We start from the raw sequence: 25,541 nt of genomic DNA, 5'->3' as shown, positions 1-25,541 counted from the left end.
GGTCTCAGAAGAAGTAATTGACGCCGAGTCCGACGGTACGCCCGCGCGCCGGCGCGCCGATCCGCAGGGTCGGGGTGTACTGGTAGGCGTAGAGGTCGTAGTCCTCGTCGAGCAGGTTGTCGGCCCACAGATAGAGCTCGGCGTTGCCGGCGGCGAGGCCGACGCGCAGGTCGAGCTTCTGGTAGGCGTCGAGGTCGAAGGTGTTCTGCGGGTCGCCGGGGCGCTCGCCGACGAAGCGATAGCTGAGCTGGGTGTTGAGGGTGAGCGGACCGAGCCCGCCGACGGCCGGCAGCGGTTTGACGTGGCCGAGGCTCAGGCTCGCGCCCCAGCGCGGCACCTCGGGGACGCGGTTGCCGTCGTCGACGTCGCCGCCGGAGACGCCGACCGCGTCGCTGGTGATCTGGGCGTCGGTATAGCTGAGCGCGGCGGCGAGCGAGAGCCCGTTGTCGAAGGCATAGCGCCCCTCCAGCTCGGCGCCCTTGCTCTCGGTGTCGGCGTTGATCGCGGTGGCGGCGAAGGTGTGGGCGTCGTAGCCGAGCAGGTGGTCGTCCTTCACCCGGTTGAAGAAGAGCGCGCCGTTGAGGGTGAAGCGCCCGTCGAGCGATTCGTGCTTGAAGCCGAGTTCGAGGGTGTTGACGCTCGCCGAGTCGTAGGGCGTGCTGCCCTCGATGCTGGAGGCATAGTCGTTGAAGCCGCCGGACTTGTGGCCGCGGGCGAGCAGGCCGTAGAGGTTGGTCTCCTCGCTGAGGGCATAGCTCAGCGCCAGTCGCCCGGTGGTGTAGTCGTCGCTGAGGTCGCGCTCGTCGCGGGTCACCGTGGCGCCGCGCCGATAGCTCGCCTCGTAGTCCTTCTCGTCCCAGGAGTGACGCACGCCGCCGGTGAGCTTCAGCGCATCGCCGAGCGGATAGGTCAGCTCGCCGAACAGCGCCGCGCTCTGGCTGCTGAAGTCGCGCGCATAGAAGTTGCCGGTCATGGTGTCGAGGGTGTCGAAGGTGCGGTCGGACTGCGACAGGTGCAGGCCGGTCACCCAGAACACCGGGGCATCGGGCAGCGACGACCAGCGCAGCTCCTGGCTGGTCTCGTCCTGCTCCGAGGTGTCGAGGAAGGCGACCTCGCCGGGGAAACCGAAGACCTGCTCGGTGATGGTGCGGTCATAGGCCTTCCACTTGACAATATCGGTCGAGACCAGCGAGGTGATGAGACTCAGCCGGCTGCCGGCGAGGTCGTGGTTGATCTCCAGCGAGTAGCGCTCGGTCTTGCGCTCGTTGTCGTCGAACAGCCCCGGGGTGAGGTCGTTGGCCGGCTGATCGCCATAGGGTTGGGCGACGATCAGGTTGGCCTGGTGCTCGATCGAGTAGCGCTCGGCCACCAGCGTCGCCTCGGTGCCCGCGCCGATCTCCCACAGCAGGGTGCCGCGCAGGGTCTGCTCGTGCGGGCGCATCAGCGGCTCGCCGTCGCGGCTGTTCTCCACCCAGAGATCCGAGGTGGTGTTGCGATAGGCCACGCGGGCGCTCACCTGCTCGGAGATCGGGCCGCTGAACACCGCTTCGCCCATCTTGCGTCCGAGCTCACCGACCTCGCCGCGCACATGGCCCTCGAAATAGCGTGTCGGCTTGCGCGTGGTGACATTGATCGCGCCGGCCTCGCTGTTGCGTCCGAACAGGGTGCCCTGCGGCCCCTTGAGCACCTCGATGCGCTCGATGTCGAGCATGCCGAGCGCGAGGTTGCGCGTGGACATCGACACCCCGTCGACGTTCAGCACCACCGAGTTGTCGTCCATGTTGAGCTGGTAGAGCGAGCCGACGCCACGGATGCGCACGTTGGAGTTGTTGGGACCGCCGTCGCCGCTGATGTCGACGCCGGGCACCGTCGCCAGCACCTCCTCGAGGTTGTCGAGACGCTGCTCCTCGAGCTGCTCGCCGCCGAGCACGCTGAGCCCGAAGGGGATCTCCTTGGCCTGCTCCTCGCCGCGTCGGGCGGTGACGGTGATGGTCGACAGCGAGACCGAGGCCTCCCCGGTCTCCGCACCCGCCGCGTGCGTGGCCACGGGCAGGGTGGTCAGTCCGCTCGCGCCGACGACCAGCGCCAGGATCAATGGCTGGATCTGCTGTGGGGGCGTCATGGAATGCTCTCTCTTGTTCATCTGCGTGCTTCTTTCCTTAGCGATGCATGGGCCTTGCGGGCCTCGGGTGAACACGGGCGCGGGTCGCTCCGTGATGTCGTCGCCCGCCGCTCGGCTGGCGGGAGACGGTTGCCTGGTGTGCCTGTGCCGTTCCATCGCGGCGCTGGGCGCATCGGCATCGCGCAGCGCCCCCGCCGCGGTGCGCGGCGCGGGGCGTGGCTGGCCGACAGCCGCGGGATGGCTGTCATCGGCTGGCTGGAAGGTCGGGTGTGCATGAGGGCGAGGCGGGCTCAGCCGGGATCGTCCGGTGTGGCGCCTGGCGTGCCGCGTGGTCTCACAGCGCGCCCTCCTCGAAGACCGTCTGCTCCGTCCCCGGGTCGCCGGGCGAGACGGCGCCGAACTCGGCGATCCGCTCGGCGAACGCCGCCAGGGTGGAGGCGCCGAACAGCAGCCGCAGCGGCACCAGGGTGTGGGTGACGCCCTCGCGCCTGAGCCGCTCGACGGTGCGGGTGGCGCCGAGGCTGTCGCCGCCGAGGAGGAAGAAGTCGTCCTCGCGATGGATGTCGGCGCGCCCGAGGACCTCGGCCCAGATCGCGGCGAGGGCCTGTTCGAGCGGCCCCTGGGGCGGGGTGCGGGCGCCTGCGGCGTCGAGCGCGTCGAGCCGGGCGGCGATCGCGCGGCGATCGACCTTGCCGTTGGCGCTGAGATCGAGCCGTTCGAGCGGCAGGATCGAGGTCGGGATCATGTACTCGGGCAGGCGCTGGGCGAGGGTCTCGCGCAGTACCGCGAGGGCCTGCTCGGGCTGCACGCCGGGGGCGAGCACCACCGCCGCGCCGAGACGGGGCGGCTGCCCGAGGGTGAGGGCGCAGGCCTCGGTGACGTCGGGCGCGGCGGTGAGCGCGGTCTCGATCTCGCCGAGCTCGATACGGTGCCCGCGCACCTTGACCTGCTGATCGGCGCGCCCGAGGAACTCCAGGAGCCCGTCGGGGTGATAGCGGCCGATGTCGCCGGTGCGATACCAGCGCGCCCCGGCGCGGGTGACGAAGCGCTCGGCGGTGCGCTCGGCATCGCCGCGATAGCCGCTGGCCAGTCCCGCCCCGCCGATCCACAGCTCGCCGGGGACCCAGTCGGGGCAGTCGCGCCCCTGGGCGTCGACCACGCGATAGCACTGATTGGGCAGCGGTCGGCCATAGGGGATCGAGTTCCAGCCCGGGAGCGGCTCGGGCGCGGGCTCGAAGGCGTTCGACCAGATCGCCGCCTCCGTCGCCCCGCCCATCGCCACCATGCGGCAACCGCCGTCGGTGGCGGCGTCGAGCCGCGCCGGCAGGTCGCGGGCGATCCAGTCGCCCGAGACCAGCGCCAGGCGCAGCCCGAGCGGGTGCTCGTCCGTCCCGGCGAGGCTCAACAGCATCTCCAGCAGCACCGGCACCGAGTTCCACAGCGTCACCCGGTGGCGCGCGATCAGCGCGCGCCAGACGGCGGCATCGCGCCGCGCCGTCTCCGGCACGCAGACCAGCGCGCCGCCGACCTGCGAGGGGCCGAAGAGGTCGTAGACCGAGAGATCGAAGTCGAGCGCCGAGACCGCCAGCACCCGATCCTCCGGCCCGACGCCGTAGCGCTGGTTGATCGCATCGATGGTGTTGGCCGCGGCCAGATGGGTGACCTCCACCCCCTTGGGCTCGCCGGTCGAGCCGGAGGTGAAGATCACATAGGCCGGACCGCTCGGCGCCACCGCGACCGGCGCGGGCAGCGGCGCATGGGCTTGGGCCTGCGCGATCGTCTCGGCATCGAGCACCAGCCCGACCCCGGCGCGCTCGAGGATGCGCGCGCGTCGCGCCGACGGCTGCTCGACCCCGATCGGGACATAGCACCCCCCGGCGGCGAGCACCCCGAACACCGCCGCGACCTGGGCCGCGCCGCGCGGCAGCGACACCGCCACCGCCTCGCCCGGGGCGAGCCCGGCGGCGCGCAGCCAGCCGGCGATGCGCAGCGCCGCGGCGGCGAGTTCGCCGTGGTCGATCACCCGCTCGCCGTCGAACAGCGCCGGGCGCCCGGGGTCGCGGTGCGCGGTGGCGAAGAGCCCGGCATGGAGCAGGCGCGGGGCGATGTCCTGCGCGGTGGCGCCGACCTCCTCGCGCATCCGCCGCTGCGGCTCGGGCAGGTCGAGCACGAGCGGGCGCGACCAGCCCGTCGGGTCCTCGGCCAGCCGCGCGAGCGTCGCGGTATAGGTCGCGAACATGGCATCGAGCATCCCCTCGGGGAACAGCGCCTCGACCGCGTCCCACTGCAACACCAGGGCGCCGTCCTGCTCGTAGAGCTGGTGGTCGAGCCACACCTGCGGGGTCTCCGAGCGCCCGCCGCCGACCAGCGCCGGGAAGTCGCGGGGCGGTGCGACACCGTGGCGCTCGGGCAGCCCCAGGGTGCTGGTGAAGACCACCGGCAGCGCCGCGCCGTCCGGCCCGAGCCGGGCGGTGCGCTCGCGCTGCAGCCAGATCGAGGAGCGCGCGCGGTGCTCCAGCACCTCGACCAGGGTCTCGCGCACCGCCCGCGCCCGGGTGGCCAGATCGCTCGCCGCCTCGGGCCGGTAGGGCAGCGCCGCGAGACTGGTGAAGTCGCCGACCACGGCGTCGATGTCGGGGTGGACGCGCTGGCGATCGAACAGGGTCAGATTGAGGGTGTGCGACCCGCCGCCGCTCCAGCGCGAGAGCACCTCGGCATAGACGGTGAGCAGCAGTACCGACGGGGTCACGCCGATCGCACGCGCGCCGGACTCCAGCCGCGCCCAGACGGCCGGTTCGAGCCGCGCCTCGCGACGGCCGAACGCGACCCGCTCCAGCGACTCGGGCGCGCGCGCCAGGGGCAGCGCCGGGGCCGGCGGCAGATCGTCGAGGCGCGCGCGCCAATAGGTCTCGGCGCGCGCCTCGGCCTCGGGCGCGGGACGGACCCCGAGCACATAGTCGCGGAACGAGACCCCGATCGGCGGCAGTTCGGTGTCGAGGTCGGCATAGAGCCGGGCGAGTTCGGCGAGCAGCAGCTTGACGCTGAAGCCGTCGACCAGCAGGTAGTCGATGCACAACCCGATCCGCGTCCGCTCGCCGTAGCGCACCGCGTGCAGCCAGTGTCCCGGCCAGCGTTGCACGGTCGGCGAGGGGGCGGCGTCCCAGACCGCGTCGAGCACCGCCTGGGCGGTCGCCGGACCGGCCTCGTCGAGATGATCGACGGTGATCGTCACGCGCGGCACCGAGGGCAGGATGCGCTGCTCGCCGTCGGCCTCGACCGTGGCGCGCAGCATCTCGTGACGCTCGATCAACAGGTTCCAGGCCGCCTCCAGCCGCTCCAGGTCGACCCCGGCGCCGTCGAGCACGATCAGGTACCGGGTGCCGGTGCTCAGCGCCAGACCCTGGGTGCGACCGCGCCAGTAGGCGCGCTGGATCTCGGTGAGCGGGAAGGGCGCGTGACGCGCCGCGCGATCGGCCACCAGGGCACGGGCGGCGATCTGTTCGACCTGCTTGGCCGCGGCGGCGAAGTCCGCCAGCCGCGGGTGGGCGAAGAGATGGCGCAGCGGCTGCTCGATGGCGATGCCCCGGGGTTCGAGCTGCGCCACCACCCGGGTGGCCGAGAGGCTGTCGCCGCCGAGGAGGAAGAAGTCGTCCTCGCGGTGGATGTCCTCGCGCCCGAGGACCTCGGCCCAGATCGCGGCGAGGGCCTGTTCGAGCGGCCCCCGGGGCGGGGTGCGCGCGCCTGCGGCGTCGAGCGCGTCGAGCCGGGCGGCGATCGCGCGGCGATCGACCTTGCCGTTGGCGCTGAGATCGAGCCGTTCGAGCGGCAGGATCGAGGTCGGGATCATGTACTCGGGCAGGCGCTGGGCGAGGCTCTCGCGCAGCGCCGCGAGGGCCTGCTCGGGCTGTACGCCGGGGGCGAGCACCACCGCCGCGCCGAGACGGGGCGGCTGCCCGAGGGTGAGGGCGCAGGCCTCGGTGACGGCGGGCGCGGCGGTGAGCGCGGTCTCGATCTCGCCGAGCTCGATACGGTGCCCGCGCACCTTGACCTGGTGATCGGCGCGACCGAGGAACTCCAGGAGCCCGTCGGGGTGATAGCGGCCGATGTCGCCGGTGCGATACCAGCGCGCCCCGGCGCGGGTGACGAAGCACTCGGCGGTGCGCTCGGCATCGCCGCGATAGCCGCTGGCCAGTCCCGCCCCGCCGATCCACAGCTCGCCGGGGACCCAGTCGGGGCAGTCGCGTCCCTGGGCGTCGACCACGCGATAGCACTGATTGGGCAGCGGTCGGCCATAGGGGATCGAGTTCCAGCCCGGGAGCGGCTCGGGCGCGGGCTCGAAAGCGTTCGACCAGATCGCCGCCTCCGTCGCCCCGCCCATCGCCACCATGCGGCAACCGCCGTCGGTGGCGGCGTCGAGCCGCGCCGGCAGGTCGCGGGCGATCCAGTCGCCCGAGACCAGCGCCAGGCGCAGCCCGAGCGGGTGCTCGTCCGTCCCGGCGAGGCTCAACAGCATCTCCAGCAGCACCGGCACCGAGTTCCACAGCGTCACCCGGTGGCGCGCGATCAGCGCGCGCCAGACGGCGGCATCGCGCCGCGCCGTCTCCGGCACGCAGACCAGCGCGCCGCCGACCTGCGAGGGGCCGAAGAGGTCGTAGACCGAGAGATCGAAGTCGAGCGCCGAGACCGCCAGCACCCGATCCTCCGGCCCGACGCCGTAGCGCTGGTTGATCGCATCGATGGTGTTGGCCGCGGCCAGATGGGTGACCTCCACCCCCTTGGGCTCGCCGGTCGAGCCGGAGGTGAAGATCACATAGGCCGGGCTGCTCGGCGCCACCGCGATCGGCGCGGGCAACGGCGCGTGGGCCCGGGCCTGCGCGATCGTCTCGGCATCGAGCACCAGCCCGACCCCGGCGCGCTCGAGGATGCGTGCGCGTCGCGCCGACGGCTGCTCGACCCCGATCGGGACATAACAGCCCCCGGCGGCGAGCACCCCGAACACCGCCGCGACCTGGGCCGCGCCGCGCGGCAGCGACACCGCCACCGCCTCGCCCGGGGCGAGTCCGGCGGCGCGCAGCCAGCCGGCGATGCGCAGCGCCGCGGCGGCGAGTTCGCCGTGGTCGATCACCCGCTCGCCGTCGACCAGCGCCGGGCGCGCGGGCTCGCGGCGTGCGGTGGCGAAGAGTCCGGCGTGGAGCAGACGCGGGGGGAGCGCCAGCGCGGTGGCGTTGACCTCGCTGCGGACCCGACGCTGCGCCTCGGGGAGCGGCAGCATCGCCGGCTCGGACCAGGCCCGTTCGTCGCGCGCCAGACGCGTGAGCAGCTCGGTGTAGGCCGCGAACATGGCGTCGATCATGCCCTCGGGGAACAGCGCCTCGACCGCGTCCCAGGCGAGCAGCAGGGCGCCGTCCTGTTCGTAGACCTGATGGTCGAGCCACACCTGCGGGGTCTGCGAGATCATGTACTCGAACGCGCCGAGGGTCGCGCGGGTGTCGTCGTCGAGCAGCGGCGCGCCGAGGTTGCAGGCGAACACCACCGGGGCGGCGAAACCATCGCCGCCACGCAGGTGGGCGAGGTCGCGCTGCACCCGCACGCCGCAATAGCCGGCGTGGGCCATGTCGGCATGGAACTGGCGCTGGACCGTCGCGGCGCGCGCGGCGAAGTCGCGCGGCGTGGCGCAGTCGACCTCGAGCAGCAGCAGGCTGGTGAAGTCGGCCACCGCCTCGGCCGCGCCGGGGAGGTCGTCGTGGCGGTCGAACAGCGGCAGGTTGAGCGAGAGCCTGGGCTCGGTGCTCCAGCGTGCGAGCACCTCGGCATAGGCGGTGGCGAGCACCAGCGCCGGGGTCAGGCCGCGGGCCTGGGCGCGCTCGCCGAGGCGTCGCCAGTCGGCGACATCGAGCCAGTGCCGGCGGCGGCGGAAGCGGGGTCGGTCGATCGTCTCCGGGGCCTGGCGCAGCGGGAGTTGCGGACCGGCGGGGAGGGTCGCGGCGCGTGCCCGCCAGTAGTCACGATCGGCCTCAAGGCGCGGCGCGGCGCGCGTCTCGACCGCCGCCAGATAGTCCGCGAAGCTCCACCCGGCGGGCGCCGCCGGGGGCGCGTCCGCGGCGTAGAGCCTGGCCAGATCGCGCAGCAGGATGCGCAGGCTCTCGACATCGGCCACCAGCAGGTCGAGGTCGAGATGGACCCGACCGCGACCCTCGGGCAACAGGCTCAGCGCAAGCCCCGCGACCTCGCCGCGCTCGACGGCGAGACGGCGGTGCGAGAGCGCCTCGCGGATCGTCTCCAGGCGTTGCGCGCGGCTCGCCGGGTCGAGCGTGCGCAGGTCGTGGACGGCGAGCGGCGCGCAGCCGCTCTGCGCCGCGATCCGCTGGCGTCCCTGGTCGTCGAAGCGCGCGCGCAGCATCGGGTGATGGGCGAGCAGGGCGCGCCAGGCGGCGTCGAGCCGCGCCGGGTCGAGCGCGTCGCCATCGAGTTCGAGATAGGCGTGACAGCCGACCCCGCCGAGCGGCTGGCCGTCCTGCCGACCGATCCAGTAGGCGTGCTGGACGTCGGTCAGCGCGAAGGGCGCGGCGGGGTCGTGCCGGGGCGCTGTCGGCGCCGGCGCTGTCGGCGCCGGCGCGGCGCCGAGCAGCCCCTGCCAGGCGGCGAGCGTGGGGCGCTCGATCAGCTCGGCAAAGCCGATCTCGGCGCCGGCGCGACGCCACTGGCTGACCAGCCGCATCACGTGCAGCGAGTCGAGCCCGAGCGCGATCAGGTTGTCCTCGGCGGCGACCTCGGCGGCGGGCAGCGGCAGCAGCGCGCAGACCTGCTCGCGCACCGTCTCGGGGGCGATGGCGGCGCAGGTACTCATGACGCGCGGGCCTCCTCGGGCTGGTCGTTGGCGGCCAGCGCCGGGGCGAACAGGGTGGCGCAGACCCCGGCGAGCTTCTCGCGGGTCTCCTGCAGCTCGCGCTGCGGGGTGGAGAGTGCGATCAGCCCGGCGCCGGCCTGCAACCACTGCCGACCGCCCTGCTCGTAGAAGGCGCGCAGCACCAGCGCCGCGTCGAGGGTGCCGTCGCTGTCGACGGTGAGCACCGAGCCGCTGTAGAGCCCGCGTGGCTGTGTCTCGTGACGGCCGATGGCGTCGATCGCCTCGCGCTTGGGGATGCCCGAGGCGGTGACCGCCGGGAACAGCGACTGGAAGGCGTGCCAGGGGTTGGCGCCGGGGGCGAGCCGACCGCCGGCGCGCGAGCCGAGGTGCTGTACCGAGCCGCGTCGCGCCACCGACATCAGCTCCGAGACCTGGATGGTCCGCGGGTCGCAGACCGCCTCCAGCTCCTCGAACGAGAGCTTGACCGAGATGGCGTGCTCGGCGACCTCCTTGAGATCGGTGAGCAGCTCGGCGCGCAGCGCCGACTCCTCCTCCGGAGTCTCGCCGAGCGCGCGGGTACCGGCCAGCGGCTGGGTGCTCACCCAGCCCTCGGCCGAGACCTCGAGCACCGTCTCCGGGCTGAATCCGGCGGCGCGGAAGCCCGGCCACAGCAACAGGAAGGAGCGCGCCGGGGTGTTGTTGCGTCGCCCGGCGAGATAGCTGGTGATCGGGTCGATCGGCTCGGGGATGCCGACCCGGCGCGACAGGATCACCTTCTGGTACTGGCCGTCCTGGATCTCGGCCACCGCCGCGGCGACCATCTGCTGATAGGCCTCGCCGTGCTCGTGGGCGACCGGGGCCTGGACCGCGCGCACCGGCAGGTCGGGGGTCTCGGGTCGGTCGCTGTCGAGCCGTCCGAGGGTCTCGGCGAGGGCGTCGAGGTCCTGCTGCGAGAGCCCGCGCAGCAAGGCCTCGCCCTCGCGCAGCCGGATCTCGCGCGCGGGCACCACCAGTTGCAGCAGCTCGGTGCGAGTGTCCGCGTCGGGCAGGCCGTGGAAGCGTCGCGCAAGCTCGAAGCGGGCCATGCCGTAGGCGCGCCAGCCGCTGAAGGGCAGTGCCGCGAGCGCCGCCTCGACCGCGCTGGGGAAGTCCTCGAGCGGCCAGCTCCGCGTCTCCTCGTCGTAGCGGATACGCACCCGTTCGAGGTTGAGGTCGAGGCGTGCGGCGACGCCGATGCCCAGCGACCACTCGCCGTCGCGCTCGTAGAGCGTCAGGGTGTCGTCGAGCCCGGCCTGGGCGAGACGCGTGGCCAGTTGCAGCGGCTCGCCGACGATGCGCAGCCGGTGCTCGAGATAGGCGCGCGGCGCGGGGCGCTCGGTCGCCGGTTGCAAGCGCGTGCGCAGCGCCTGTTTGTCGATCTTGCCGATCGCCGTCAGCGGCCAGCCGTCGAGGTGCTCCAGACGGTCGGGCCACTTGTGACGGGGCAGATCGCGCGCGGCGAGAAAGCGGTGGAGCGCGGCGAGATCGAGTGTCGGGTCGTCGCCGAGCACGCAGGCGCAGGCGCTCTCGCCGAGTCGTGGATCGGGCAGCGCCACCAGCGCCGCCTCGCGGATCGCCGGGTGCTCGACGAGCAGGGCCTCGATCTCGGCGGCGGCGATCTTCTCCCCGGCGCGGTTGATCTGGTCCTTGATCCGTCCCTCGACGACGAGCGCGCCCTCGGCGGTGCGTCGCACCTTGTCGCCGGAGCGGTAATAGCCATCGCTGGTGAAGGCGATGCGGTTGTGGGCCTCGGCGCGATAGTAGCCACGGATGGTATAGGGGCCGCGCACCAGCAGCTCGCCGGCCTCGCCGGGGGCGACCTCGTGACCATTCGCGTCGACGATGCGGACATCGTCGTCGGCGCACATCGGTCGCCCCTGGGTGTGCAGCACGATGCTGTCGGGATCGTCGAGCCCGGTGAAGCAGAGCAGCCCCTCGGCCATGCCGAAGACCTGTTGCAGCGTGCAGCCGAGTTCGGGACGGATGCGCGCGGCGGTCTCGGGCTCGAGCCGGGCGCCGCCGACCTGGAGCACCTGGAGGCTCGACAGATCGGTGTCGTCCCACTCGCGCGCCTGCAGCCACAGCGGCACCAGCGCCGGGACCAGCGCGGTGTGGGTGACGCGCTCGCGGGCGATCAGCGGGAAGGTCTCGTCGAAGCCCGGGGTGCGGGCGAGCACCACCCGGCCGCCGGTGCAGAAGGTGCCGAGGATGCCGGGGCTGGCGAGCGGGAAGTTGTGGGCCACCGGCAGCGCGGCGAGATAGACGCTGTCGGCGTCGAGCCCGCTGATCTCGGCGGCGCGCCGGGCGTTGTAGGCGTAGTCGACATGGGTGCGCGGGATCAGCTTGGGCACGTCGGTGGTGCCGCCGGAGAGCAGCAGCAGCGCGATCGACTCGGGGTCGGGCCGGGGCAGGTCGAGGGGCTCGGCGTCGAGCGCGGCGAAGGCGGTGTGCGGCCCGGCCTCGCCGACCACGACGATCTCCTGCAGGCTCGGCAGCCCGGCCTGGATGCGCTCGGCCAGGGCGCGATGATCGAAGCCGTGGAAGCGGTCCGGGACGACGCAGGCGACCGGCTCGGCCAGCGCGCCGAGCGCGGCCAGCTCGCGCTCGCGCAGCGCGGTCATCACCATGATCGGCACCGCGCCGAGGCGCAGCAGCGCCAGGGTGGTGAGCACCAGCGGCAGGTCGTTGGGCAGCTGTACCAGCACCCGGTCGCCGAGCGCGATGCCGCGCCCGTGCAGCGCCGCGGCGAGACGGTCGACACGGGCGTCGAGCGCGGCGTAGCTCAGGCGCGCGTCGCCGGCGATCAGCGCGGTGCGCTCGCCCTGGGTCACGGCCCAGCGGCGCAGTTGCTCGCCCAGGGTCAGCGGTTCCCAGTAGCCTTTGTCCCGATAGCTTTGCGCCGTCTCGGGCGGCCAGAACGCGAGGGTGTGGTCCATGGAGGGTCTCCGGGGTTGTCGGGCGAGAGAACGATGCGCCATCTGCACCGTGCAGGGACGGATGGCTGAAGGCTTATTTGATATCAATTATCATTTGCTATATCGGTGGCCGACTCCCCGGATCGGCAGCCGTGAACCCCGATCGGGATTCTTCCCGGCGGAGATCGGATCGGCGCTCCAGGCGCGATGTCGGATGGAGGATGACGTGAGTGTTGGATGGTGACTGGCGCGAGTGCCCCTGGTCCGGGGTCGAGTCGGTGCTGGCCGGCGGGCTGGATCGGCCCCTGGTGGTGATTGCCCCCCTGGCGCCGCGCGGCGAGGCGCTCGCGCCCTGGCTGTCGGCGGCGGAGCGGTCGCGTTGCGCGCGCTATCGCCGGCCCGCCGACCGGCTGCGTTGCGCGAGCGCGCACGCGCTCAAGCGGCGGGTGCTGGCGGCGCTGCTCGGTGAGTCACCCGGGGCGTTGGCGCTGGTGTGCGAGGCCCACGGCAAGCCCGCGCTGGCGAGCGGCGCGCTCGCCTTCAACCTGTCGCACGCCGGCGACTGGGTGGCGCTCGCCTGCGACCCAAGTGGGGCGGTCGGGATCGATCTGGAGCAACCGGCGGTGCGCCGCGGCGGTATCGCGGGGATCGCCATCGGCCACCCGGAGGATCGGCTGGCGCCGGCGCCGGTGTCGGCCGAGCAGGGCTTCTACATCGCCTGGACGCTGAAGGAGGCGATCGCCAAGGGCATCGGCCTCGGGCTCGGGATCGAGTTCGCCGCACTGGCGCTTCGCCCCGAGGGCGACGGGCGCTATCGCTGTCGCTGGCGCGGGCGTTGCTGGCAGGCGCGCCACCGGTGTCTCGACAGCGGCGTGCATCTGGCGCTGGCCTGCGCGCGTCCCTGGACGCAGGTGGATTGGTGGCAACTGAACTGGGACGCGGCTCAGTCGGCGCCGGCGTTGCCGAGATAGTGCTTGCGGGTCTCGCTCGGCAGCACCCCGAACTGCTTGCGGAAGGCGGCGCTGAAGTGGCTGATGTTGCTGTAGCCGAGCATCAGTGCGGTCTCGGTGACGCTGTGCTGGCGCAGCAGTTGGCGGGCACGGTCCATGCGATGTTGCTGGAAGAGGGCGTAGATGCTGGTGCCGAACAGCGCCTTGAAGCCCTGCTTGAGCTTGAGCTGGTTGAGCCCGGTGTCCTGGGCCAGCTCGGCGATGGTCGGCGGTTCGCTGAGGTTGCTGAGCAGACGCTCGCGCGCGGCGAGCAGACAACGGCGCTCGCGCAGCGGGGTGCGCGGATCGCGTTCGTCGGGGGTGAGCCCGTGCAGCAGCCAGCCGAGATACTCGAGCGCGGCGGCGTGCAGCAGCAGCGGCTCGGGTTGCTGGATACGCTGGGCGAGGCGGGTGGCGGCGGCGATGGTGCGGTTGCCGGGACGGCTGGCGCGCATCAGGAAGCCCTGCGCGATCGCCTCGCTGACCTGGCCGAAGTCCTCGCCGACGAGTTCGCCGAGCAGCTCGGGGCTGAGCGCCAGATCGATCTGCTGGTACTGGGCGCCGTAACGTACCGCGAAGCGTTCGTCCGGGGCGTAGCCGATGCAGCCCTCGCCGACCTTGGGGCAGAACACCCGATCGCGCACCCGCGCCTGCGAGGCCTCGCGCAACAGACAGGTGAAGTGCACCTGGTGGCTGGTGTTGACCACCACCGCCTGGGTCTCGCGCTGTCCGTTACCGCTGTAGAGCGCGGCGGTCATCCCCGGACAGACCTCGATCGACCAGCCCTGGACGCCCGGCAGGGCCTCGTGGACCCGCGGTGCGGGTCTGGGCTGACGGTGCCCCGCCGCGGACGATGATTCCTGTAGACAAGACATTCCTCCCTCCTGAACGCAATGACCGCTGGCGTCGGTCGTGATGGGGTCGCCGACACGGGCAGCGCCCACGCGATCGCGGTGGACGGCGCGGGCACGACCCTGTTGGGGATGGGGGAGTATCGTAAACAAGAATTAATCTTATTTGCAATCCTGTTCGGCCGATGCCGCCCGGATTGTCGCGCCGTGCAGCAGCGCGGGGTCGAGCGTTTCGGTCAGGCCGGTGAGTTCGATCGTCCTGACCCCGCTGCTCGGCGCATCCTCGAGCACGATGGTCGGATCATCGCCGATGATGCGGCGGATCTCGGCATGACGCTCGACGGGCGCGCCCAGCCGTACCCGACTGAGACGGCTGGCGCCGTTGGCATGACGGATCGTCGCCGGGTGCTGGCGCGGCTGGTAGGGGCTGACCATGAAGGGCAGCGCCGGGTCGCGCGGATAGGCGAAGCTGAAGCGGGTCTCGCTTCCGTCGGCGCGACGTCGGCGCCAGCGTACCGCGCGACCGATCGGGATGCCGGCGGCGCACAGGGTCTTGCGGGTGGCGTCGAACAGCCCCGAGTCGGTGACCACGGCGAGGTCGCAGAAGCCCTCGCCGCGCGCGCTCCAGCCGATCATCCGCCGTCCCGCGCCACGCCCGGCGATCAGGTCGATCGGCCACTTGAACCAGCGGGCGTTGGCCGGGGTGGTGAGCAACTCGATCACCGGGCCGTCGCTGAACCACACATGGGCGTGCTGCGCGCGCTCGCGCGGGGTGGCGTAGTCGACCTGGAAACCGAGCCGACGGTAGTCGTCGACGGCGCGGTGCAGGTCGTTCACCCGCACCAGGACATGACTGCAACGGGTCTTCATCGCGGCTCCTCGCAAGGCTCGCCCAGCAGCGTCTCCAGCGCCACGGGACGGGGTGGATCGGGGCGGATCAGCTCGGGGACGCCGATCCGCGAGGCAAGCTCGCGCCAGGCGAGCGAGACGTCGAGCGCCCAGCGTCCGGCACGCGCGCGACCGCCCGGCTCGGCGATGTCGGCGCGCAGCGCATCGAGCGCATGCACCACGGCATCGGGCCAGGTGTGGGCGAAGATGTGGTGGAAGGTCGGCGTCGGCAGACCGTCGATCAGGCTGGTGCTCGGGGTGTCGAGCCGCTCGGTGCCGGGACCGGCAAGGCGCAGCCGACCGCTGGCATCGCGCGGCGCGTGCAGCCGCGCGTTCCACAGCACCGGGCCGTGGGTGTCGGCGAGGGTGAGCACGCCGCCCTCGCAGAACAGCGACACCCGGTGCATCAGCAACCCGTGGTTGTCCGGGTCCTCGGGGTGGACCTGGTTGTGCACGCGCAGCGTCACCGGCACCCCGGCGAGTTCGGCATAGAGCTGTCGGAACGGCTGACCGGGCGGCGGCGGGCAGTCGGTGAACGACCAGGGCCGCAGCCCGCCGAGGGCGTGACCGATGAGGTCGAGCAAGGGGTAGCTGACCTGGCTGTTGCAGGCAGCGTCGACACAGAGGATGCGCTGCTGGGCGCGCAGCCGCGCGGCAGTGTCGATGAACTGCCGCACCGGCGCGAGGTTGGGGTAGAGGGTGTTGACCGCATAGGCGGCGTTGCCGGCGCGCGCGGCGCGCAGGCAGGCGGTGATCTCGGTGGCGTGCACCGGGTGCTCCTGGAGGACGTGCACGCCACGGGCGAGCAGCCGCTGGGCGATCTCCGCGCCCGGCCCGCCGGTCGCCCCCGAGGGCACCACCACGCAGACGATGGCGACATCCCCGGGGATCTGCTCGGGATCGGTGTAGCAGGGCACGCCGAGCTTGCCGGCGAGCGCCCGCGAGTAGTCGCTGCCGCGGGCGAGGATGCCGGCGAGGGTGTAGCGCTCGGGCGCCGAGCGCACCGCATCGAGATAGACACGACCGAAGCCGGTGCCGGCGACCACGACCTTGACGGGGTGGCTGGTGCTCATGCGTGGGCCTCCGTCTCGATCGCGGTCTCTCGCGCCAACCGCGCGCGGTCGATCGCGCCCGAGGGCGTGCGCGGCAGGTGTGCGACCAGCGTCAGATCGCAGGGCGCGGAGAGTCGTGCGGCCAGGGTCGCGGCGCTCGCTGGTGCCGCTGGCCGGCGGGTGGCGAACACCCGATGACCGAGCCGATCGAGCGGGTGATCGGGACCGGGCAGCTCGCGCACCCGCTCGAGACCGGCGCCGTCGAGCACCGCGCGCCACTGCGCCAGATCGAGGAAGGTGGCGCGGGCGTCGGCCCGCGCGTCGCTCGCCTCGCTGAGCATCAGCGCCTGCGAGGCCATCACCCAATACTCCTCGCGGGTCGGCTCGGAGAGCAGCAGCCAGCCGCCGGGGGCCAGCAGCTCGCCGAGCCAGCGCACCGAGGCGTCGGTGTCGCGCGCGGCGTTGAGCACCCCGCCGGCGAGGATCAGGTCGAAGCGCGCCGCGGCCAGCCCCTGCTCGGCGGGGTCGCGGTCGATGTCGTGCAGGCCGCGCCGCACCCAGGGATAGGGCGCGAGCAGGGGGGCGGCACGATCGAGGAAGAAGGCGGAGACATCGGTGAAGCGATAGTCGACCGCGTACCCGGCGAGCGCCGGCAACACCTGCTCCGTGGTCGCGCCGGTGCCGGCGCCGACCTCGAGCACCCGCAGCGCCCGCCCGCGCGGGTGCGCGGCGGCGATGCACGCTGCCAGCTCGGCCATGGCGCGGTGCTGGTAGCGACCGACGACCGACTCGCGATAGAGCGCGGCGGCGCGCTCGGTGCGCCCCTCGGGGAAGAGCAGGTGCACCGCCCGGTGCTCGTCGCGCAGCAGCGCCGGCAGGCGCGCGGCGTTGTCGCGGGCGTAGACGATGGTCTCGGCGCTGCCGAGACAGTCGCGCCACGCCTCCTCGATCGTCGTCCAGGCGGTGGCGAGCGCCGCGTCGTCGTAGGCGCTCGGCGGGCGGGTCGAGCGCAGCGCGCCTGTGGCCTCGGCGGCCAGCAGCCCTTCTGCGCGCAACACCTCGAGCCAGCGCCCGACCAGGGCGCGATGGGCGGGGGCGACCCCGGCCCGGCGCAGCACCTCGTCGGGGGCGTGGGTCGTCTCGGAATCGGTGAACAGACCGCCGCGCCAGAGTGCGTTGAGCATCGAGTCGAGGGCGATCCGGGCGAGCCGCTCGGTGAGCGCGACGGCGTGATCGAGATCGTCGGCGGTCATGCCGATGTCGATCGCCCGGTCCTCGGGCAGGGTCGGGAGGGCGGTGCGCGCCGGGGCGGGGACCGCGACCAGTCGCGGTGTCGTCCCCGGGCGCTCGAGTGCGACCGCCTCGGCCAGCTCGGGCAGGGCGCGCGCCTCGGCCTCCAGTCGCGCCGTCGGGGTGGCGATCGTCCAGCCATCGCCGGTCTCGACCAGTGACATGCAGTCGACGCCGAGCTGCTGTGACGGCATTTGCTGGCCGGGGTCGAGAAGCGGGCAGAACAGCCGTTCGAGGGCATCGAGATCGGCCAGCGCGGCGGCCGGGTGGGCCGCCAGGGCGTCGAGCCGGGTCGGCGCGATCAGCGCCTGATCGACCCGGTCGCGCTCGAGCAGTCCGAGCGCGCGTGCCGGGGCACAGTCGGCCGGCAGCAACAGTACGCAGCCGCCTTGCTGCCAGCAGGCGAGCGCGGCGGTGAGGGCGAGCGCCGCGGGCGTCTCCTGGAGCGCGAGCATGCGCGGCGCGCCGAACCAGGGGCCGGGGTGCGCGATCGCGGTATCCGGCGGCGCTGTCTGCAGCGGCTCGATCGCGGCGAGATCGGCCGGGTCCGGGGGCGGCGGCGCCTGGGGGTCGAGTCGCAGCTCGGCGCCGAGCTGCAGACAGGCGAGCCCTGCCTGCAGGGTCAGCGCCGGGTCGTCGGGACGCCAGTGGAGATGCCGACCGGCGCCGAGTCCGTCGGCGGCGAGCCGCGCGGCGAGCCGCTCGGCGTGTTCGAGCAGCGCGGCGCCGCTCCAGACGTGACCGTCGACGATCAGGCGCGGCGTGGTGGCGGCGGCCTCGAGCGCCGCGAACAGGGTGGATGAGCGGATCATGCGGACTCCTCGGGGGCCTGCGCGATGAACAGCCGCTGACCGGCCAGGGCCAGCGGGTCGTCCTCCTCGGGCAGGATGGAATGGATCGCCAGCCCGGCGCCTTCGAGCGCGCGGCGCCAGCCGGCGGTGTCGAGGAACCCCCGTCCCTCGCGTGCACGCTCGTCGCCGCTGCCGGGGCGCGGCGCGCCGGGTGCGGGCGAGAGCAGGAACTGCATGGCGCCGAGCGTCGCCGCGCTGTCGTCGACCGACTCGCTGAACACCAGCCAGCCGCCGGGGGCGAGCAGGGTGCGGATGTGGGTGAGGGCGCGTACCGCGTCGACGGCGTTGTGGAGCACGTTGGTGGCCAGCACCAGCGCCGCCGAGCCGGGCGCGCGGCCCTGCTCGCGCGGGTCGCGGTCGATGTCGAGCAGCGCGGTGTCGACGCCGTGACGGCGCTCCGCGGCCAGCGTGAACAGGCGCGAGACGTCGGTGAACAGATAATCCGGCGGCAGTGCGCCGAGGCGCGCGCGCACCGCCTCGGTGGTGTGTCCCAGCCCGGCGCCGAGTTCGACCACCCGGCGTGGTCGCAGCGCCACCAGCTCGGCGCAGACGGCGTTGAGCGCGGCGGTGAAGTGGTTGCGCTGATAGGCGCCGAGGTCGGCGAGATCGCCGCCGTTGCGAAACACCAGCTCGGGCAGGCCGGTGCGGTCGCGGGCGAGGTCGACGAGATGGCCGAGCGCGAGCCGGTGCAGCCCGGCCATCCCCGGCGGGAAGCCGAGCGCGGCATAGGCCGCGTCGAGCGCCTCGGTGGCGACCTCGGGCGCTGTCTCGGCGGCGCGGCGATAGCCCGCTCCGTCGCGCACGATCAGGCCGCGCGCGGCGAGCACGGCGAGCCAGCGACCGATCAGCCAGACGTGACGCGGCGCGGCGCCGAGCGCGGCGGCGACCGCGGCGGCATCGCGCCCGGTCTCGGCGACGAGCGCGCGCTGCTCGATCAGCACCCGCAGGATCGCCGCGAGGCTGATCGCCTCGAGCCGTGCCAGCGCCGCGGCCAGGGCCTCGGGCGCGGCGGGACGGGGCATGGCGGCGATCAGCCGTTGCTGACTCGGCAACAGGATCACAGCGCGCCCTCCTCGGTAACGGCGAGGTCCTCGACCCCGCCGTCGAGCCATTGCGGCGGCTCGATCGCGCGCTGCGCACGCAGCCCCGCGAGCATCGCCTCGGGGTCGAGCGCGAGCGCGGCGAAGCCCGCGCCGGGGGTGAGCGCTCCGGCAACGACCGCCTGGGCGGCGAGGGCGATCAGGGTGCCGCTGACGGTCGCGTTGCCGACGCCGTCGACCAGGGCGCAGCGGGTCAGCGCCCGTCCCGCCGGGTCGCGTCCGGCGAGTTCCACCAGCAGCTGGATGCGCGGGCGACGCCCGAGCAGGTCGAGCGCGCTGGCGCGTTCGAGCGCCGCGCGTGCCGCCTCCGGATCCAGCGCGGGGGCGCGGTCGAAGGCGTCGAGCACCTGGGGCGCGCTGACCACGCTGAACCAGTCGCCGTGCTCCAGCCCGAGCGCCCCGGCGAGCGCCATCGCCTCCTGATCGAGATAGGGCAGCAGCGTCGCCGGGGCGTCGAAGAAGGGCAGCTCGACCGCGCTGCGCCGCGCCAGCGCGCCGCCGCGCGGTCCCGAGCGCCAGGCCGCCAGCGGCAGGCAGCCGGCGTCGGTGGCGTGGAGGAAGTCGGTCGCGGCGGTGGCGGTGAAGCGGTCGAACACCCGCAGATAGCTGCGCAACCGGGTGACGCGCGCAAACCCCCGCCCCGCCAGCCAGCGTGGCAGCAGCCCGGTCAACCCCGGCTGGAGCCCGGCGCCGAGCAGCGCGGTGCGCGCCGGGGCGCGCTCGAACAGCGCGGCGATCCCCGGCTCGGCGCTGGCGTCGACCAGATCGACCCCGGCGGCGATGGCGGCGAGCGCGGCAGGGCGGCTGGTGTCGCGGGCCGGACCGGCGCAGTTGACCAGCACCCCGCAGTCGGCGGCGAAGGCCAGCGCCGAGGCCGGTTCGGTGAGATCGACCGCGCGGGTCTCGATGCGCGCCCCCGGCGCCCGTCGGCGCAGCTCGGCGGCCAGCGTCTCGACGCGGCGCCGATCGCGTGCGCCGAGACGCAGGGTGTCGAGTCCGCCATCGAGCAGGACGCGCGCGGCGACGCCGCCGAGTTCGCCGCTGGCGCCGAGCAGTCCGACCCTCACTGTTGCGCTCCGAGCGCGGCGCCGAGATGGGCGAGCACCTGCTCGACGTGCGGCGGCTCGATCACGCTGAAGTGGTTGCCGGCGACGTCGATCAGCCGGAACTCGCCGAGGCAGACCTCCTGCCAGAAGGGCGCGGCGAGATGCCCGACCCCGGCGGCGATGCCGAACGACTGCTGCTCGCGGCAGCGCAGGAAGGTCATGTCGCCGACATAGGGCGGCGGGTCGAAGCGCGCCGCGCGCATGCTGTGGCGGCACACCCGGAAGAGCGCCGGGACCAGCTCGGGACCGACCGGCAGCCCGGCCTGGGCGGCGGCGGCGCTGGCATAGCCGGCGAGCCGGGTCTCCTGGTCGATCGCCTCGCGGGCACGCACCGCCGCGGCCACCGCCTCCAGTCCGGGGTCGCCGGAGAGCGCGGCCATCGCCCCGGCCGGGACCCGGCGCTCGGGGTTGTCGGTGAGCCGGGCGATGGCGCGATGGAGCTGCTCGGGCTCGACCTGCTCGCCGAACACCGCCGCCACCGGATCGAGGTTGAGGTTGGGGACGAAGATCGCCTCGAAGGCCAGCTCCTCGTCGGTGTCGATGAACATCGGGATGCTGTCGACCAGGGTGAGGTCGACCACCTCCAGGCCCTGCTCGAAGAGCCGGCGCGCGGTCTCGGTGGCGAGCAGCCCGCCGAGGCAGTAGCCGACGAGCTGGAAGCGGGTGTGGCCGGTGGCGCGCAGCCGCGCGGCGTAATCGGCGGCGACGGTCTCGATCAGCGCCGGGGTGTCGATGGCCAGATAGCGCTCGACGTCGGCGACGGCGATGCCGACCACCGGCCCGAGCCGCTGGGCGGCGAGCCCGCGCCCGAGATGCTGGAAGTAGTCGAGGGTGCCGAGCGCGGCGTGGAACATCACCCGCAGCGGACCCGTATCACCACCGCCGAAGGACACCAGCCGGGCGTTGCTCTCGGCGCTCGCCGCCGCGCGGTCCGGCTGCGCCACCGGCGCCGCGGCCGGCTCGGCCTCGGGGCTGGCGCGCAGCGCGGCGGCGAGCGCGGCCACCGTCGGCTCGTTGAGCATCTGACGCAGCAGGGTGTCGTAGGCGAAGGGCGCGGCGGCGTCGACCTCCTCGCGCAGCCGTCCGGCGACCCGGGCGAGGATCAGCGAGTCGGCGCCGCGATCGTAGACGTTCTCCTCGGGGGCGATCCGCTCGATCCCCAGGGCATCGGCCCAGATCGCGCAGAGTTCGGTCTCGAGCGGGTCCGGCGCGCGCGCGTCGCTCGCGGCGTGCTCGTCGCCGTCGGTCAGCGGTGCCGGGCGCAGTCCGGCGAGGCGCTTGCGGTCGATCTTGCCGGTGGCGCTGAGCGGCAGACGGTCGAGGACCTGCAGGTGCGCGGGGCGCATCGGCGCCGGCAGTCGCTGGGCGAGGGTGGCGGCGAGGTCGTCGAGGTCGAGGGCGCGGCGCTCGCGCTTGAAGCGCGCGGCGAACACCGCCATGCCGCGGCAGGCGAGGGGGTGGGCCGCCTCGGGCAGCTCCACGGCGAGTGCGCCGCCGCGCGACTCGATCAGCGCGCGCCAGCGCTCGCGGGAGAGGAAGCGTCCGGCGCCGTCGTCCCGCGGGCTCATCATGAAGCCCTGGGTGAGCATCACGTGGGCCAGCTCCTCGGTCGGCTCGGTGAATACCAGCCAGCCGCCCGGGGCGAGCAGTTCGACGATGGCATCGAGCGCGCGCTCGGGGTCGGCGACGCTGTTGAGCATGCCGGCGCAGAGGATCAGGTCGGCGCCGTTGGGCGCCAGCCCCTGGGCGCGGAGATCACCGTCGAGGTCGAAGCGGGCGAAGCGCATCCCCGCGCGCTCGCCCCAGCGCCGCCGGGCCTCGCCGAGGAAGAAGGGGCTGATGTCGGTGAACAGATAGTCGACCGGGTAGCCCTCGAGCAGCGCCAGCACCTCGGCGGTGGTGGCGCCGGTGCCGGCGCCGAGTTCGAGGATGCGCAGCGGATGGCGCTCGCCGTGCCCGGTGACGACGCGGTTGATCAGTGCGGCGGCGGCCTGGTTGTTGTAGCGCGCGGCGAGGTCGTCGCGATAGATCGCCAGCGCGGTCTCCTGTCGCCCCTCGGGGAAGAGCAGGGCGAAGGGATCGGCGCGGTCCTCGAGCAGCGCCTGGAGCCGCTCGACATGGGCGAGGTGATAGTCGACGAAGGCCGATGAGAAGACCGCGCCGTGGTGTTCGCGCAGTCGTGTCCAGGCCGCCGGTGCGGCCGCGGCGCAGAAGGGGCGCGCGAGGCGGTAGCGCTCGGCGTCCTGAGCGCGTTCGAGCCAGCCGCCGCGTTCGAGCAGGTCGAGCCAGCGGCGCGTCAGCCAGTGGTGACGCGGGGCGATGGCGGCGCGCTCGAGGATCTCGTCGAAGGCTTGCCAGCTCTCGGTGTCGGCGAACAGCCCCCGGGCGGCGAGGGCGGCGAGCATCGATTGACGCGCCGCCGCCTCGAGTTCGGCGCTGGCCTCGTCGAGTCGCGAGGTGTTGGCGCACTGGCGCTCGGCGAAACGGGCCACGGCGCGGCGCAGCGGCTCGGGATCGTCCTCGGGGGGACGCTCGACGGCGGCGCACTCGACGAAGCCGAGCAGCGCGCGCTCGCCCGCGCCGGGGGCGCTGATCACCGCCGCGGCGGCGCCGACATCGGGATGGGCGAGCAGCGCGCTCTCGACCTCGCCGAGTTCGATGCGATGACCGCGCAGCTTCACCTGACCGTCCTCGCGACCGAGGAACTCGACCTCGCCGCCGGGGCGGTAACGCGCCAGGTCCCCGGTGCGATAGAGCCGCTGGCCGTCGCGCGGGTGGGTGATGAAGCGCGCCGCGGTCAGCTCGGCATCGCCGAGATAGCCCTGGGCGAGCCCGGCGCCGCCGAGATAGAGCTCACCCCGGGTCCACACCGGGACGTCGCGCAGCTCGGCGTCGAGCACCCGCAGCCCCTGGTTGGCTAGTGGTCGGCCGTAGGGGATGCTGGTCCAGTCGGGGTCGACCCGGGTGATGCGGTGATAGTTCGACCAGATCGCTGCCTCGGTGGCGCCGCCGAGCGAGACCAGCGCCAGATCGGGCAGCAGCCGGGCGAGCTGCTCGGGCAGGGTGATCGGGATCCAGTCGCCGGAGAGCAGCGCCAGACGCAGCGAGGGCAGGGCGCGCGGCTCGCTCTCCAGGTAGCCGGCGAGCATCTGCAGCTGGGCCGGGACCGAGTTCCACAGGGTCAGCGCGTGGCGGGCGATCAGCTCGGCCCAGTGCGAGGGGTCGGCGCCGCGCGCCGGGTCGGGCAACACCAGGGTGGCGCCGAGTCCGAGGGTGCCGAAGAGGTCGTAGACCGAGAGATCGAAGCCGAGCTGGGCGAGCCCGAGCACCCGCGCACCGGCGTCGACGCCGAAGCGGCGGTTGATGTCGTCGATGGTGTTGCAGGCGGCGCGGTGACTGATCATCACCCCCTTGGGCTCGCCGGTCGAGCCGGAGGTGTGGATCACGTAGGCGAGCGCGTCGGGGTCGCCGGCGGGACACACCGGCACCTCGGCGGCGGGCGCCAGGGTGTCGACGGCGATCTCCGTGCAACCGCTGTCGAGCGCGAGCCAGGACTGGGTGAGCACCAGTCGGACATCGGCGCGCTCGATGATCCGCGCCCGGCGCAGCGCCGGCTGGGTGATGTCGATCGGCACATAGACGGCGCCGGCGAGCAGGGCGCCGAGCACCGCGACGACCTGCTCGCGCCCCTTCTCCATCACCACCGCGACCCGCTCGCCCGGTCGACAACCGGCCGCGCGCAGCGCCTCGGCGACGGCGCCGGCGGCGCGCGTCAGGGTGGCGTAGTCGAGCGTGCCGCGGGCGTCGATCAGCGCCCTCGCCCCGGGGTGCTCGGCGGCGCGCTCGAACACCGCCTGGTGGAGCAGCCGCTCGGGCAGCGCGGCGGCGGTGTCGTTGACCGCGCGGCGCTCCTGGCGCTGCCATTCGGGCAGCGCCACCGGGTCCTGGTCGCGCCAGCGCGCCGGCTCGGTGGCGAGCGCGCGCAGCAGGCTGGTGAAGGCGGTGAACATGTCCTCGACCATGCCCTCGGGGAAGACGCCCTGGCGCACGTCCCAGTTGATCTCCAGCCCGTCGTGATCGTCCATCACCTGGCAGTCGAGCAGCACCTGCGGGGTCTGGGTGAGCCCGCGCAGGGTGCGCCGACCGCTGCGCGGCGGCTCGCCCCGGCCGAGCCCGATGGCGCTGGTGAAGACCACCGGCATCAGCGCCGCCTCGCGGCCGCGTCGGCGGGTGATCTCGCGCAGCACCTCGACGCCGGAGAACAGCCGGTGGTCGAGATCGGCGAACAGCCGCTCGCCGATCGCCGCGGCCCAGTCGTCGAACGCGCGTCCGTCGAGCGGTGCGATCTCGAGCAGGCTCACCGAGGTGAAGTCGCCGATCAGCCGCTCGACCTGCGGGTGCAGCGGCAGCCGGTTGAGCAGGGTGAGATTGAGGCTGAAGGCCTGGTGTCGGCTCCAGCGCTGGAGCACGGCGGCGTAGGCGGCGAGCACCGGGATGGTGGCGGTGGTGCCGTGTTCGGCGGCGCGGGCGCGCAGCCGCTCCCAGGTCGTCGCATCGAGCCGGGCGTGATGACGGGCGAAGCGCGCCGGACCCTCGCCGCTGTCGTGCCGGAGCGGCAGCTCGGGGGCCGGCGGCAGGGCGTCGACGCGCGCCATCCAGTACTGACGGTCGCGTTGATAGCGGGCGCTCTCGCGCATCCGTCGCTCGGCGACGAGATAGTCGCGGAAGCCGATCTCGAGCGCGGGCAGCGCCTCGCCCTCGCCGGCGAGGATGCGGTCGAGCTCGTCGAAGAGGATGCTGGCGCTGGCCCAGTCGGCGATCAGCGAGTCGAGCGAGACGTGGAGGATCTCGCCGGCCTCGGTGCGGCTCAGGCGCAGCTCGAACAGCGGCCAGCGGGTGGTCTCGTAGAGACGGTGATCGAGCGCGGCGCGGGTCTCGGCGAGGGCGTGCTTGCGCGCGGCGGTGTCGAGCGCGCGCAGGTCGTCGACCCGGAGCGCGTAGTGCGCCACGGTCTCGAGTACCCGCTGGGTGCCCTCGGGGGCGATCACCGCGCGCAGCATCGGGTGACGTGCGATCAGTTGGTTCCAGGCCGTCTCGAAGCACGCCGGGTCCTCGACCCTGGGGTAGAGCACCTCGAGATAGCCGTGACAGGCCACGCCGCCGTAACCGAAGGAGTCGTGACGGCCGAGCAGATAGGCCGTCTGCACATCGGTCAGGCCGAAGGGCGCGTGGGCCTGCGCCGGGTCGGCGTCGACCTCGACCGTGGCCGGCTCGGCAAGCAGGGCGAGGAGGTCGTCGCGGTGCGCGCGCAGGTGCGCCATGCGCTCCTCGGTGAGCACGCCGCTGGGGGCACGAAAGCGCAGCTTGCCGTCCTCGGCCCAGAGCGCGACCCCGAGGGTCTCCAGTTCGGTCATCAACTCGGTGGCTTGCATGGTGGTGAATCCGCTCCTGTGATCCGGGCTCCGGGGACGCGCCGGCGATCTACTTAAGA

General features: G+C 73.4%; 11 protein-coding genes. 1 reads left to right on the top strand and 10 read right to left on the bottom strand.

The annotated features are described in order from the left end of the window. Window positions 1-4: 4 nt before the first annotated feature. The 3 genes from ACAM26_RS10950 to ACAM26_RS10940 form a co-directional block, all read right to left on the bottom strand. Complete coding sequence (locus ACAM26_RS10950) at window positions 5-2,122, bottom strand: TonB-dependent receptor (RefSeq protein WP_123140921.1); 2,118 nt, start codon at window positions 2,120-2,122, stop codon at window positions 5-7. A gap of 334 nt (window positions 2,123-2,456) precedes the next feature. Then, window positions 2,457-8,969, bottom strand: a complete 6,513-nt coding sequence (locus ACAM26_RS10945; RefSeq protein WP_369613648.1) for an amino acid adenylation domain-containing protein — start codon at window positions 8,967-8,969, stop codon at window positions 2,457-2,459. Next, window positions 8,966-11,944: a salicylate synthase gene (locus ACAM26_RS10940; RefSeq protein WP_369613647.1), complete on the bottom strand. Its 2,979-nt coding sequence runs from the start codon at window positions 11,942-11,944 to the stop codon at window positions 8,966-8,968. The genes ACAM26_RS10945 and ACAM26_RS10940 overlap by 4 nt, the downstream gene beginning before the upstream one ends. Window positions 11,945-12,153: 209 nt before the next feature. Between ACAM26_RS10940 and ACAM26_RS10935 the strand changes: the two genes are divergently transcribed. Then, window positions 12,154-12,894: a 4'-phosphopantetheinyl transferase superfamily protein gene (locus tag ACAM26_RS10935; protein WP_369613646.1), complete on the top strand. Its 741-nt coding sequence runs from the start codon at window positions 12,154-12,156 to the stop codon at window positions 12,892-12,894. Here the strand turns inward: ACAM26_RS10935 and ACAM26_RS10930 are convergent. The 7 genes from ACAM26_RS10930 to ACAM26_RS10900 all read right to left on the bottom strand — a co-directional run bounded on the left by ACAM26_RS10930 (window position 12,867) and on the right by ACAM26_RS10900 (window position 25,482). After that, the gene (locus ACAM26_RS10930) at window positions 12,867-13,787 is read right to left on the bottom strand and encodes a helix-turn-helix transcriptional regulator (RefSeq protein WP_369613645.1); all 921 of its coding nucleotides are present in this window, start codon (window positions 13,785-13,787) and stop codon (window positions 12,867-12,869) included. The two genes, ACAM26_RS10935 and ACAM26_RS10930, sit on opposite strands and share 28 nt — an antisense overlap. Window positions 13,788-13,925: 138 nt before the next feature. Then, the gene (locus tag ACAM26_RS10925; RefSeq protein WP_123140926.1) at window positions 13,926-14,633 is read right to left on the bottom strand and encodes a VOC family protein; all 708 of its coding nucleotides are present in this window, start codon (window positions 14,631-14,633) and stop codon (window positions 13,926-13,928) included. Beyond that, window positions 14,630-15,724, bottom strand: a complete 1,095-nt coding sequence (locus tag ACAM26_RS10920) for a Gfo/Idh/MocA family oxidoreductase (RefSeq protein WP_369613644.1) — start codon at window positions 15,722-15,724, stop codon at window positions 14,630-14,632. Before ACAM26_RS10920 ends, ACAM26_RS10925 begins: the two co-directional genes overlap by 4 nt. Continuing rightward, entirely contained in the window at window positions 15,721-17,805 is a 2,085-nt protein-coding gene (locus tag ACAM26_RS10915; protein WP_369613643.1) for a methyltransferase, read from the bottom strand. The genes ACAM26_RS10920 and ACAM26_RS10915 overlap by 4 nt, the downstream gene beginning before the upstream one ends. Then, complete coding sequence (locus tag ACAM26_RS10910; RefSeq protein WP_369613642.1) at window positions 17,802-18,905, bottom strand: trans-aconitate 2-methyltransferase; 1,104 nt, start codon at window positions 18,903-18,905, stop codon at window positions 17,802-17,804. Before ACAM26_RS10910 ends, ACAM26_RS10915 begins: the two co-directional genes overlap by 4 nt. Next, on the bottom strand, window positions 18,902-20,011 hold the full coding sequence (locus ACAM26_RS10905; RefSeq protein WP_369613641.1) for a saccharopine dehydrogenase NADP-binding domain-containing protein: 1,110 nt from the start codon (window positions 20,009-20,011) through the stop codon (window positions 18,902-18,904). The genes ACAM26_RS10910 and ACAM26_RS10905 overlap by 4 nt, the downstream gene beginning before the upstream one ends. Then, complete coding sequence (locus tag ACAM26_RS10900) at window positions 20,008-25,482, bottom strand: amino acid adenylation domain-containing protein (RefSeq protein WP_369613640.1); 5,475 nt, start codon at window positions 25,480-25,482, stop codon at window positions 20,008-20,010. Before ACAM26_RS10900 ends, ACAM26_RS10905 begins: the two co-directional genes overlap by 4 nt. Window positions 25,483-25,541 lie beyond the last annotated feature (59 nt).

It is taken from the genome of Marichromatium sp. PS1, assembly GCF_041155115.1.
GTDB classification, from domain to species: Bacteria; Pseudomonadota; Gammaproteobacteria; order Chromatiales; family Chromatiaceae; genus Marichromatium; species Marichromatium gracile.
Note: the sequence above shows the minus strand (reverse complement) of the source record. Positions and strands in the feature narration are given on the sequence as shown.

Excerpts from the sequence above, each read along its gene's own strand:
- ACAM26_RS10915 (WP_369613643.1), bottom strand. The coding sequence starts at position 17,805 with ATGATCCGCTCATCCACCCTGTTCGCGGCGCTCGAGGCCGCCGCCACC.
- ACAM26_RS10950 (WP_123140921.1), bottom strand. The coding sequence starts at position 2,122 with ATGACGCCCCCACAGCAGATCCAGCCATTGATCCTGGCGCTGGTCGTC.
- ACAM26_RS10900 (WP_369613640.1), bottom strand. The coding sequence starts at position 25,482 with ATGCAAGCCACCGAGTTGATGACCGAACTGGAGACCCTCGGGGTCGCG.
- ACAM26_RS10945 (WP_369613648.1), bottom strand. The coding sequence starts at position 8,969 with ATGAGTACCTGCGCCGCCATCGCCCCCGAGACGGTGCGCGAGCAGGTC.
- ACAM26_RS10940 (WP_369613647.1), bottom strand. The coding sequence starts at position 11,944 with ATGGACCACACCCTCGCGTTCTGGCCGCCCGAGACGGCGCAAAGCTAT.
- ACAM26_RS10925 (WP_123140926.1), bottom strand. The coding sequence starts at position 14,633 with ATGAAGACCCGTTGCAGTCATGTCCTGGTGCGGGTGAACGACCTGCAC.
- ACAM26_RS10920 (WP_369613644.1), bottom strand. The coding sequence starts at position 15,724 with ATGAGCACCAGCCACCCCGTCAAGGTCGTGGTCGCCGGCACCGGCTTC.
- ACAM26_RS10930 (WP_369613645.1), bottom strand. The coding sequence starts at position 13,787 with ATGTCTTGTCTACAGGAATCATCGTCCGCGGCGGGGCACCGTCAGCCC.